The sequence below is a fragment of the Dietzia aerolata genome, from assembly GCF_014144865.1.
Taxonomy (GTDB): Bacteria; Actinomycetota; Actinomycetes; order Mycobacteriales; family Mycobacteriaceae; genus Dietzia; species Dietzia aerolata.
In genome coordinates this window covers 10,324-21,725 of sequence record NZ_JAALDM010000172.1, presented here as the reverse complement: position 1 = coordinate 21,725, position 11,402 = coordinate 10,324, and the positions used below count along the sequence as shown (strand labels likewise).

The window sequence follows — 11,402 nt, the reverse complement described above, 5'->3', positions numbered from 1 at the left end:
GGGCCCGCGCTTCCCGCTCGGCCTGGGCTGCGCGACGCAACGAGGCCGACTTGCCGCGCACGCCGGTGGCCCGTTCCTCAGCGGAGCGGTGTGCGAGCCTGGCCTCGATCTCCGCCGCTCTGGCCGTGGCGACCTCCGCCTGCGCCGCGCTCCGACCGTCGTCGGCGGGCAATTGCTCCTCGTCACCGTCCTCGCCTGCGCGGGCGAGACGGTCGGTGAGCTCTGCGTGTTCCGTTCGCGCGGCATCGAGTTTGTCGACCGCGATTCGCCTGGTCTGCTCCAGCCGCCGCACGTCGGCCTCGGCGCGACGTCGACGCTGGCCGATGCGGGCGAGCTCGGCGTAGATCTCTTCGATCGTCGCGTCGGATTCGGTGATCGCGGCCATCGTCTCTGAGTACCGGTCGGCCCGCTCGGCGTCTTCGGCCTCGGCTCCGGCGAGCTCGGCGCGGGCGGTCTCGATCTCCGCTCGGACCGTGTCCCGCTCTGCCACGGCAGCGTCGATCGCGGATTGGATCTCGATGCCGGTGCGCCCGGAGGCGGACCCGCCGACCGACCAGCCGGGTCCGGCGAGCTCGCCGGCTCTGGTCACGGCGCGAACCCGTCGGTCGGCATCCACCTGTGCCAGGGCGGTGGCCAGGTCGTCGACCACCACCACGTCCACGAGCAATGCGGTGACCGGTGCGACGAGGTCGCCGGGCACATCCACCACATCCAGGGCCCATCGGGCACCGTCGACCAGGTCCACCTCGAGTCGGTAGTCCCCGCCGGCCACCCCGCGTCCGACGAGACCGGCGCGCCCGGCGTCGGCTTCGCTCAGTGCGGCCAACACCTCGCCACGGTCGACGGTCTGGTCCACCACCACGGCGTCGACGGCCGGGCCGAGGGCCACGCCGACCGCTTTCTCCCATCCGTCCCGGACGCCGAGCAGCTCCCCCACGGTGCCCGCGACCGCATCCGAGCCGAGGTGGCGTTGCACCCACTCGGCGCCATCGCCGGCTCCCTTGTTCTGCTCAAGCGTCTCTATGCGGGCGGCGAGGCGGGCGATCTTCTGATCCGCCTCCCGCTCGATCTCGCGAAGCTCGGCGAGTCGGGCGCGGGCGGTCAGGTGCGCACGCTCAGCGCGTCCGAGGTGCTCGTCAAGGGTACGTTCGCCCTCATCGTGCGCGCCGATCCGAGCGTGCACGGTGTCGAACTCCGCCTCGGTGTCGGCGACGGTATCCCGGGCTGCGATCGTCTCCGTATCGATGCGGGCGATCTCGGCTTCGGTGGACTCGACTCTCGCCGCGAGGGTCTCGACCTTGCCCGCCAGTCGGGCGACGCCTTCCCGGCGGTCGGCGATCGCCCGGACCGCTTTGAGGTGCTCGGCCTCGAGCGCTGCCAGTGCCGATTCCGCGGCAGACAGTGCCGCCGTTGCCTGACGTGCCCTCTCTGCGGCGTTCTCCACGTCCTCGGCGAGCTCCTTCTCGTGCGCCTCGGCCCGCTCGGCCTGCCGGTCGAGTTCCTCGGGGTCCGTCCCATGGTGCACCGCGACCTCGGCGGCCAGCGAGCGCGCACGGTCGGAGGCGATCCGAGCCGTGGCCCGGGCCCGCTCAGCGAGCGTCGAGAGGGCGAACCAACGCTGCTGCGCGGCGTCGGCGTCCGGGGTGAGCCGATCCAGTTCGGCCTGGGTTGCCGCTACCTTGCGGGCGAGGTCGTCGCGGAGGTCGACGGCCTCGGCGACCCGCTCCTGCAGCCGACTGCGGACGCTCTCGGCGTCGGCGAGTTCACGGCGGCGGGTGACCAGGTCGTCGGCGGCCAGCCTGAAGGTCGCATCACGCAGGTCGGCCTGGATGGTCTGGGCTCGGCGGGCCACCTCCGCCTGACGTCCGAGTGGTTTGAGCTGGCGACGCAATTCGGTGGTGAGGTCGGTGAGCCGGTCGAGGTTGCCCTGCATTCCGGCGAGCTTGCGTTGGGCCTTCTCCTTGCGACGCCGATGTTTGAGGATGCCCGCGGCCTCCTCGATGAACGCCCTGCGCTCCTCGGGCTTGGACTCGAGGATCTCCGAAAGCTTGCCCTGGCCCACGATCACATGCATCTCGCGACCGATTCCGGAGTCTGACAGGAGTTCCTGCACGTCCATCAGTCGGGCGCGGTCTCCGTTGATCTCGTACTCGGCGGCGCCGTCGCGGAACATCCGGCGGGTCAGCGACACTTCGGCGTAGTCGATCGGCAGGGCGCCGTCGGAGTTGTCCAGGGTGAGCGTGACCTCGGCACGGCCGAGCGGCTGCTTTCCGGCCGTACCGGCAAAGATGACGTCCTGCATCTTCCCGCCGCGCAGGGTCTTGGCGCTTCCTTCGCCCATCACCCACGTGAGTGCGTCGACAACGTTGGACTTGCCGGAACCGTTGGGGCCGACCACACAGCAGATGCCGGGTTCGAATTTCAACGTCGTGGCCGCCGCAAAGGACTTGAAGCCCTTGAGCGTCAGCGACTTGAGATACACGGGTATTGATCCTAGGTCAGCGTTCGACGAATCCCGTCAGGCCACCGCGCGCCGGTTCGAAGGTCTCCACGACGAGATCCACGTGCCCCGGGGTGTCGCCCCCGCGCAGCGCCGCGAGAAGTGCCCGGCAGGCATCCTCGGTTCCCTCGGCCACGACGTGCACCCGGCCGTCGGGCTTGTTGGCCGCGTACCCCGTCAAGCCCTGCTCGAGGGCGCGGCTGCGGGTCCACCAGCGAAAGCCCACACCCTGGACGTGCCCGTGTACCCACGCCACCAGCCGGACTTCTCCCGTGGCGCCCTCGGCCGACCCGTTCACCGTGCCTCGGCCCCGTCCCCAAGCCCGGTCTCGATCCGCAGATCGATCTCGGTTCCCGACTGCAGGGTCCGCCCGACGGTGCAGGCCTTGTCCACGGATCGACGGATCATCGCGACCAGCCGGTCGGCAGCTTCCGGGTCGAGCTCCGACATATCCAGCTCGTAGAGCTCCTCGAGCCGCGGGTAGCGCTCGTTCTCCCGATCGGCGTCGCCGGAGATGTGCACGGTCGCGTCGTAGTCATCTCCGAGCCGTCGTGAGACGGTGAAGTCCGACGCCATCGCACTGCAGGCCCCGAGCGCGATCTTGAGCAGTTCACCGGGCGTGAACACGCCCTCGACATCGGCGGAGCCGATCTCCACCCGGGCCCCGCGCGTGGACAGTCCCACATATCTGCGGGTACCGGTGCGCTCCACCCTGAGGTCGGTGGTGCGGGGCGCATCCTGGTCAGCGGCACTCAGCGGGGACGGTGAAGTCATGTCGTTCATCGTACGGCCAGCAATACGGCGGTCATTCTTTACCCGCTGCGGTGATCACGGCGTCAAGTCGGGGCTGGATCGAATCAGCCATCATCTCCACCTCCCGTTCCCGGATCCCATTCAATCGCGCCCGTTCCTTCCAGGATTGAAGGGACATACAGATCGAGCGCATCCTGGCTCGGGCGACATCCAGAGAAAGTCCGCATTCCTCGGCCAACGCGAGGAGAGCGTCGGCCTCCGCAGGCATTGCGTCTGCTCCCACGATCGACGTCGCCCTGTTCTGCGAATAGCCCGGATTAGGGTTTACATCGAAAACCGGGCTGAGCGTCCAGGATCCGCGATCAGCCAGGAATCCATGGTTGCGGAGATGGTCGTCGGTATTGCACAGGGCAACTGACCCGACGACCCGGACAATCAACTCCTGGTGGTCTGCTTTCGGAGAGAGCGAAAGGTCCCTGATTGCCTCAGCAATCTCGACGTAGTCACGGTGATCACCGTCAACCGCCCCAAGCGCGGTCATCGCGCTGATATACCCGATTCGATGTCCGAGACCTGTCCGGTCGAATCGTCGCAGGATGAGGACGCTGCGCTCCCCGACCCGCACAAGTCGGCGGGTTGGTGTTCGGATACCAACAGACTCCAATAGATCCAGCGCTGTCGCCTCCCAGGCCATCACATCCCACTGGTCGCTGGTGTGACTCTCACCTTCGTTTGGCGGGATTTCGCAGCTTGATTTGGCGGGTCAGGTGAGGCCGATGACGAGGGTGGAGCGGGCAGCTTCGACGACGTCGTCAGTGATGGTGTTGAGCTCGTTGATCTTCATGACCCTGTGCATCTGAGTGAAGAGCCTGTCGATGAGGCGGAAGTTGCCGCGGGTGATTCGCGCGATTGCTGCGATGGCTTGTGCGTCGGTGAAATCGTCGGGATCGAGGGTTTGGCCGAGCTTGCGCCAGTGGCGTTCGAGGACGAACTGCAGTTCATCCTCAGCGAGAGGTCGGTACTCGTGGGCGAAGCCGACGCGACTGTAGAGCTGCGGGAATCGACTGAATTGTTTCTCAAATCCGGGCATGCCGATGAGGATGACGGCGACGTTGTCGCGATCGTAGCGGTCGCGCAGCATCTCGAGCGCCGTCGCGTTGAGGCGTTCGGATTCGTCGATGATGATCAGCTCGACGTTCTTGTGGCTTCTGACTATCGGGCTGGTGACCTTGCCGGTCTCACGAAGGTGCGCTTCGATGCAGATAGAAACTCGGGCCACCAAGTGGTCGAGATCCTCCTTGACGTGGCGGGGGGTGCTTGTCGGCTCGGGTGTGTAGAAGACCGTCCGCTTCCTGGCGAGCGCGGCGTAGACCGTGGAATCGGAGTCATCGCGTGGACCCCATTCATCGAGCAGCGTTTCGGCCTTATGCAGGTTGGCATACCGCCTGGCTGAGAGGGTTTTTCCGGTGCCGGCCTGTCCGAAGCAGATGCCGATCGTGCGTTGGCGGCGTACGGCGTCGGCGAACTCGATAAATCGGCGGTGTTGCTTGGTGGCGATGAATGGTTGCGGGGACATCAGTCGTCCTCCAGGTAGGTGCGAAGTCTCGGCTTTTTCGTTCGGTCCGGTTCTGGGGCCGGCGCAGACGCTGGTGGGCTCGGGTCGGCGACGACAGCGATCCGTTCCTTGATTTGACTGCGCAGCTGTCGCCGCCGCTCGTTGCGGGCTTCTTGAATCTCTTTGAGGCTGACGGTGGACGATGCGTGATCGGGATCCACGGCTTTACAGATGTATTGGTTCTTGTGGAAGACATGGATCTCGGAGATATCGCGAGGGTCGTACCGGATCACGACCGACTCTTTGACGTAGGCCGCTAGCAGCGGTGATACATACCGCAGTCCCTGGAAATGCACGCCGTCTCGGCGGACGATACGTGCGGTTGCGACCGTCAACAGCAGCAGGTTGAGGTCGTCAACAGTCTCAGGCAGGCGGGGAAGCCATCCGTCACCGATCCAGGCACGGTAGGGGCTGTCGCCAGTCCCCGGGTGGGTGCGGCGGTGGTACTTTTCGCCGATGAACTCGCCGATGGCGGTGTCGAGTTCGGGCAGTGTCAGTACTGGCTCGGGGTGTCGCTGACCGCGGGTGAGATAGCCCGGCAGATCGGCGAGGAGTTCGGTATTGATCGTGCCGAAGATCCGTTCGATCTTGCCTCTGCCCTGTGGTCTGGCGATGGTGGAGTAGATGATCTCGAAATGCAGGTCCTTGGCGGTCTGGGCGAGATGGCGGCTGGTGAAGTCGGTGCCGTGATCGACGTAGAGCACGTCGGGAAGGCCGCACATCGGCCAGTTCGGATCGTTCTTCGGCCAGATTCCGTGCCGCAGCGCTAGCGCGGTGTTCATTGCCGAGGGGGCACCGAGAAAGACCATGAAGCCGCACACTGCGCGGGAGTAGTCGTCGAGGATGACGGTCAGCCAGGGGCGGGCGGGGCGTCCGTTGGCGTCGAGGATGAGGATGTCGAGTTCGGTGTGGTCGGCCTGCCAGGTGGCGTTGGCCCGCTCGGCGCGGTGTCGCCACACCAGCTCGTAGGTGTCTCGGTAGGCGGCCGCGCCCTGGTGGGCCAGTGTCACCATCCCCGGATCCAGGCCGGTCACGATGGACCGTACGGTGCTCGCGGAAGCCATCGGCCATCCCCGGCGGGCGGCGGTCACCGTGGCTTTGCGGATGATCGCCGCAATGGTCGGCGGTGGCGTGCTCAGCGCCAGGCCTTCGATGTAGGCCACAAGTTCTGGGTGGGTGCGCCGTCCACGCTTGGGCGGAGTGGCCGGAGCCAGTCCAGCGACGCCGGCCTGCCGGTAGGCGGCCAGCCAGCGTTGCAGAGTCCGTTCCCCAATCTGCTCGGCTGCGGCCAACTGCGTCAGCGGGACTCCGCTCTCAACGTGCTGGCGTAGAACCTGCCATCTCGCGGCGGCAGTCTTCACACCAGTAGGGGCGCTGATCGAACCTTGAGGTTCCTCGCCCCCGCTCATGACTACGCTGTTATCGACTTCTGTCGGCGTGGGACCGGCTTGTCGGTCCCACGTTGAAGAGCTCTGTACACGGTGGTGCGGCTAACCCCCAGGACCTCACCGATCTGGGCGACCGTCATGTCTTGTTGCTCGTAGAGCTTGCGGGCGGTGCGCAGTTTGTCCCCAGACAACAACGGTGGACGCCCACCCACCCGGCCACGGGCCCGGGCGGCTTCCAGGCCGGCGTGGGTGCGTTCAGAGATGAGGTCTCGTTCGAACTCCGCTAGGGAGGCGAAGATGTGAAACACCAGCCGCCCGCCCGAGGACCCGGTGTCGATGTTCTCTTGCAGGGATCGAAACTCGATTCCGCGCTCCTGCAACTCGGTCAGCTGATCAATCAGATGCCGAATCGATCGGCCCAACCGGTCCAGGCGCCACACTACGAGCGTGTCGCCCGGCCGCAATTGATCGAGAAGCTTTCCCAACTCCGGGCGCGAGGCCAATGCCCCGGAAGCGGTGTCGGTGAAGACCTTGTAGCAGCCAGCAGCGGCGAGAGCATCGTGCTGCAGTCGGGCGTCTTGATCGCCAGTCGACACCCGCGCGTACCCGAAAGCGTGGCCCATACCGATAAATGTAGCAGTACCCGTCGCTTGTGGGTAGATCAGAAACATAGATTCCGGGACTGGGTTCCGCTACAGAACAGGCTTCCGCCCACCTCGGCGAATCCAAAATCGGCCAGCTTCGACCCGTTTGTATCAAAAACGATCGTTTGACGGACCACGTTGGTTCAGTCATGCGCCACCCAGCAGCCCGTGCGCATCGGCGGACGAGGCCCGTGAGGAGGAGCCGAATCTGCATGCGGAATTAAAGTCGGGAACTGGCCGTCAGGGAAAGTGACTCGAGTTAGCGACTACGAGAGTTCGGTTGATTTTTTTCCGCTTTCGAATTCTGCGTATTCGCACAAATCGTCTACAGAAGGGGGGGTAGCGGAGTTCCACCTACGGAAAGACCAGTCGGTTAGTCCTACGATAGCAGCATCATAATTAGGACTTTCATTTCGCTCGTGCGCAGAATGAATTAGGTTTCCTAGCGTGGCAAGAATCTCCTCAATCCGCAAGTCAAGCTGCCCCCTCATCCATTGCCCCAGGTCATATCTATCCATATTGAGCCAGGAAATGCTGGGGTCGATTCGCCCCCCGTCGTCCCAAGCGTACACGAACGCATCGTCTCGAATTAGATCATCAACTATTCCGGGGAGATGGATTCCAAAGCGAGATGGAACGTAGTTCAGTCGCAACGGGTTATCACGCCACCCGACGAAATATTCAGAGCCTAAGAATAGTAGGACATCCCCCTCTATTTCAAATTCTGCCCTCCTGCACCTTGCCGAGATCAAGCTGCGGTAGATCTCCGGCAAGACGGCACCCATCCACTGGCGAATTTCAAACTCGCCCGGTCGCGAAAATGACAATGTGGACATTGAAGTTCTTACGACTGGGTTTGCGGAAACGCCGTGATTACCAGCTTGTTATTTACGCTGACGGCGGTATGTGCATTCATTTTCTCCACCAGCTGACCTGTGCGCCTATTGTAGAAGAATAGGTCGGCGGTGTACCGACTTGTGTTGTTTTGAGTGTTGTGAGGGTAACTCTTCGGGTCAGTCAGCGACTTTGTAATCCCCATGTCCGCGAGGTCCATCCATGAGGTATAGGTAACCGGACCTCGCGCCTTATTTTGCCAATCACCTCTGTGGTTTTTAACAATGTGTCGGAATCCGGCCGCAGTCGTCCCACACTTGAGGTCAATCTTGTAGCCTGCCACGGGGCCTTCAGATACCCACCATGACTTGATCACCTTGTCATTGCTTCCCTTGGCTGGGCATGCGGCCCATGGGGGGCGTGCCGTCGCCCCGTACAGTCGTCCCCCTTGGAATTCTTGGGTCCATCCATTGGCATCGTCTCCATACATCGACCCAACTGGGTATCCGATTTCGGCAAACAATGTCTCATCAACAAGCCACTGAGCGAGCATCGTCCCAGTTATTGGCTGGGCACCGCTTCCTGGAGACCAGTAAATCAGCCCTTTTTCGAAGACGGAGAAACGTCCAATTCCATCCGGTGTCGTCTGCTCGCTGATAACGGGCAGTCCAAGTTCGCTGTTGACCCCTCCTAATGAGACCCATTTATCGCGGATTGATCCATATATAGCCGCTAGTCCCATGGAGCTGCCATATAAGTCGCCATGCTGAAATGGCTGGATTCGGGCTACTTGTCCGAAAACGCCATCCTCTTCACCAATTGGGTACCCGAGCGGTGATAGTTCCCAACCCAATCTGCCCCACTCGATCGCGAAGTGCGTCGTTACGCTATTTGCACCAGTATCGGGGTGCCAGTAAATCTGACCATTAATGAACTCAGTTCGGCGCCCGGCCCCATCGGGGGTGACCAGCTCATTTGATCGCGGGAATGAAAGATAGCTATTTGGGCCACCGAGCAGCTTATATTTATCGAGGATTGCGCCGCAAACGGTGTTTGGGGATGGCCAGAACACCTCGCACCCTGCTGTTGCTAGTCGCGCGGCTGCGGCAGTAGGGCGTTGCGAAACCGCAGCCTCCATGATTTCAGCTCGGTCTGCATCGTCTTTCGTGAATCCGGCAGGAACGGGCTCACGGTCGGATCTCATCTTGCCCGGTTCCAGAATTGCCATTGGCGATTCAGTCTTCCGCCATTGAGTGGACCGGTTAGCTTTGGGTTCGACGGCGCTTGTGGTTTCCGTGATGTCGAAATGCTCTTTGATGTAGTCCTTCATTGCCTCCTCAGATACCTGTTCCGCAGCGACTGTAGGCTTGGCAGCAGTTTCGTCCTGCGCCCGGGCAGCAGGGGGCACAACTGCGGCGGCGAGGAGGCTGGCTGATGCCAGGAGTAGCGCAGATTTCGAGGCGAGTCGACTGTGGCGCCGGCGGATTCCATCCGTTGAGGTCATCACCTAACCGTACTGAGCCTCGCGGAGGTTCATGGGTGAATTGCGATGCATTGCAACGAGCTTCGCCCGCGAGTGCCGCCCACTTGCCGAGTACAAACTACGGTTGATCCTCGAGCGCCACAGGCCCGAACTCTGCCTCCCCTCGACCCTCACGACTTCACCGACGCTCAAGCCCTCGCCGCGATCGCACGGATCACCCGCGGCAACCTCCGACTCGTCGACAGATTGTTCACGCAGATGGAGCGCATCATGCAGATCAACGATCGCAACACCCCACCGACGACATTGTCGAAGCCGCCCGATCCACCCTCGTGATCGGCATCACCTGACACCGCCAAACGAATGTGCCAGATCCCGCCAAACGAAGCTGCGAGTCACAGGTCGCTGGAATGGGGGAACTTCGCAATCGCCAGTTCGCCGTTCTCGAGCACAACGGAAGCCTTGGGGCGCGCACCCCCGAGCCCGGTCGACCCTGTATCAAGCAGTTGCTTTACTGCGGTCGCCGGATTCGCCTCCGAGGCGATCTCATCTGAAGCACGCAACAAGTGTGGGAGGGAGATCAATCGAGGCACTTGCGACGGACGTCCAACGAATTCCACACTCCCCTGTTCTCTATACCGCAGCGCACCCTGGCGCGTATTGTCACTCACGCCCAACAAAAAGTCCACGTCATCCAGACGGCGCGGCACTCGACGCTCCTCGCGGGCACTCACCCGCTCGGCTTTGTCGATCAAATTACGTCCCCATCGGTCGGGCGCACTGTCTGCGAATGCTCGAACTAGCCCCTCCTGGTGCTGCGCGCCGGAAACCAGTGGAAGCGCAGGATCCGATGCTCGTGCCGCCGTTCACGAGGTAGTCGGGATCGTAGAGGAAGGTCGTGGAGATCCTGCCGCGCATCCTCGTGAAGTGCGCTCGCCCTACCAGGACGCTCTCACCATTCCGGTCGAGGAAAACCTCAACGGCTGTCATCGCGCACGCTTCTTCGTCAAATTGCCGGCCCGCAACCTACCGATATCGCTTTCAAGTGGGTCGACTGACTCGACTGTTCGGTCCAGCACACCGAGAGCACGGAGCACCTGGGCCACATTGCCGAAACCCACACCGGGATCTCCGGCCTCGATCTTGCGAAGAGTGTCACGAGCGATGCCTGCTCGCTCCGCGACCTGCTGCGCGGTGAGGCCGAGAACCATTCGCCATCCATGCACATGTTCTCCGAACTCGGAGAGCTCACGGTCAATACGGTAACCAGCCATTGCCACCTCCAACCCAATGACGATGATAGTAGCCATAAGTGGGTGATATGCCTAGCGCCATCGCCAGAGAATCCGTGAAGCGTGGGCTCACGCTGTACGACGACCGCCGGATGCCTTACGAACTCGCCGCGGTGCCGGCTGGCACGCCGGGCAGAAGTGCGAACCGCGGTTCATGAAGTCCTCACGCACCACCGGGGTGCCGCAGCGCGAGCAGGGCTCGCCCGCCCGGCCGTAGACATCCAGGGATCGGTCGAAGTAGCCGGAGGCGCCGTTGACGTTGACATACAGCGCATCGAACGAGGTCCCGCCCGCGGCCAACGCATCGGCCATCACGTCCCGGGCATGGCCCAGGGTCTCGGTGACCTTGCCCAGCGTGAGCGCCCCTCCCCGCCGGCGACCGTGCACCCCGGCGCGCCACAGCGCTTCGTCGGCGTAGATGTTCCCGATCCCGGACACCACGGTCTGGTCGAGAAGGAGTCGCTTGATCTCAGTGTCACGGCGGCGGATCAACCGGGCCGCGGCCAGTGCGTCAAAGCCCTCCTCGAAGGGGTCGGCGGCGATGTGCGCGGCCGGCGCGGGCAACAGCACCCCGGTGCCGTCGATCGCCTCGGCAAGCGGTACGACCGTCCACCCGCCAAACGTTCGCTGATCGACGAAACGGAGCTCGTTGTCGTCGTCCAATATCGCTCGGGCGTGCAGGTGGCGCACCGGCGGCGTCCCGGCACCGGTCACCAACATCTGGCCGCTCATCCCCAGATGGACCAGGAGACAGTCGGCGCCGGCCGCGTGGTCGTCGTCCAGGGTCAGCCACAGGTACTTTCCGCGGCGCCGGGCCCCGGTGACCTTCCGGCCACGCAGGCGGTCCTCGATCTCGGCGGCGCCCCCGGGCTGGCGACGAGCAGTCCGCAGGC

At 63.4% G+C, this 11,402-nt stretch carries 11 protein-coding genes; all 11 read right to left on the bottom strand.

Going from position 1 to position 11,402, the window contains the following annotated elements:
- A partial coding sequence (gene smc, locus G6016_RS10860; protein WP_182632667.1) for a chromosome segregation protein SMC occupies positions 1-2,482 on the bottom strand: 2,482 nt, incomplete at its 3' end.
- Positions 2,483-2,498: 16 nt separating this feature from the next.
- A complete protein-coding gene (locus G6016_RS10855; protein ID WP_182632666.1) occupies positions 2,499-2,798 on the bottom strand; it encodes an acylphosphatase in 300 nt (99 codons plus the stop codon).
- The gene (locus G6016_RS10850; protein WP_182632665.1) at positions 2,795-3,283 is read right to left on the bottom strand and encodes an OsmC family protein; all 489 of its coding nucleotides are present in this window, start codon (positions 3,281-3,283) and stop codon (positions 2,795-2,797) included. The genes G6016_RS10855 and G6016_RS10850 overlap by 4 nt, the downstream gene beginning before the upstream one ends.
- A gap of 22 nt (positions 3,284-3,305) precedes the next feature.
- A complete protein-coding gene (locus G6016_RS10845; protein WP_182632664.1) occupies positions 3,306-3,947 on the bottom strand; it encodes a type II toxin-antitoxin system HipA family toxin in 642 nt (213 codons plus the stop codon).
- 69 nt (positions 3,948-4,016) lie between these two features.
- A complete protein-coding gene (locus tag G6016_RS10840) occupies positions 4,017-4,829 on the bottom strand; it encodes an AAA family ATPase (protein ID WP_182632663.1) in 813 nt (270 codons plus the stop codon).
- Positions 4,829-6,277, bottom strand: a complete 1,449-nt coding sequence (locus tag G6016_RS10835) for a TnsB C-terminal domain-containing protein (RefSeq protein WP_187354511.1) — start codon at positions 6,275-6,277, stop codon at positions 4,829-4,831. Before G6016_RS10835 ends, G6016_RS10840 begins: the two co-directional genes overlap by 1 nt.
- A gap of 2 nt (positions 6,278-6,279) precedes the next feature.
- The gene (locus G6016_RS10830) at positions 6,280-6,879 is read right to left on the bottom strand and encodes a recombinase family protein (protein ID WP_182632661.1); all 600 of its coding nucleotides are present in this window, start codon (positions 6,877-6,879) and stop codon (positions 6,280-6,282) included.
- Between the two features lie 865 nt (positions 6,880-7,744).
- Entirely contained in the window at positions 7,745-9,064 is a 1,320-nt protein-coding gene (locus G6016_RS10825; RefSeq protein ID WP_206682305.1) for an LGFP repeat-containing protein, read from the bottom strand.
- 548 nt (positions 9,065-9,612) lie between these two features.
- The gene (locus tag G6016_RS16985; protein ID WP_206682304.1) at positions 9,613-9,972 is read right to left on the bottom strand and encodes a hypothetical protein; all 360 of its coding nucleotides are present in this window, start codon (positions 9,970-9,972) and stop codon (positions 9,613-9,615) included.
- 231 nt (positions 9,973-10,203) lie between these two features.
- Entirely contained in the window at positions 10,204-10,527 is a 324-nt protein-coding gene (locus G6016_RS10815) for a helix-turn-helix domain-containing protein (RefSeq protein ID WP_241730182.1), read from the bottom strand.
- A 51-nt stretch (positions 10,528-10,578) separates the two neighbouring features.
- On the bottom strand, positions 10,579-11,402 hold an 824-nt coding region (gene mutM / locus G6016_RS10810; RefSeq protein ID WP_182632659.1), incomplete at its 5' end, for a bifunctional DNA-formamidopyrimidine glycosylase/DNA-(apurinic or apyrimidinic site) lyase.

Excerpts from the sequence above, each read along its gene's own strand:
- G6016_RS10850 (WP_182632665.1), bottom strand. The coding sequence starts at position 3,283 with ATGAACGACATGACTTCACCGTCCCCGCTGAGTGCCGCTGACCAGGAT.
- G6016_RS10845 (WP_182632664.1), bottom strand. The coding sequence starts at position 3,947 with ATGGCCTGGGAGGCGACAGCGCTGGATCTATTGGAGTCTGTTGGTATC.
- G6016_RS10840 (WP_182632663.1), bottom strand. The coding sequence starts at position 4,829 with ATGTCCCCGCAACCATTCATCGCCACCAAGCAACACCGCCGATTTATC.
- G6016_RS10835 (WP_187354511.1), bottom strand. The coding sequence starts at position 6,277 with ATGAGCGGGGGCGAGGAACCTCAAGGTTCGATCAGCGCCCCTACTGGT.
- G6016_RS10830 (WP_182632661.1), bottom strand. The coding sequence starts at position 6,879 with ATGGGCCACGCTTTCGGGTACGCGCGGGTGTCGACTGGCGATCAAGAC.
- G6016_RS10825 (WP_206682305.1), bottom strand. The coding sequence starts at position 9,064 with ATGAAGGACTACATCAAAGAGCATTTCGACATCACGGAAACCACAAGC.
- G6016_RS10815 (WP_241730182.1), bottom strand. The coding sequence starts at position 10,527 with ATGGCTACTATCATCGTCATTGGGTTGGAGGTGGCAATGGCTGGTTAC.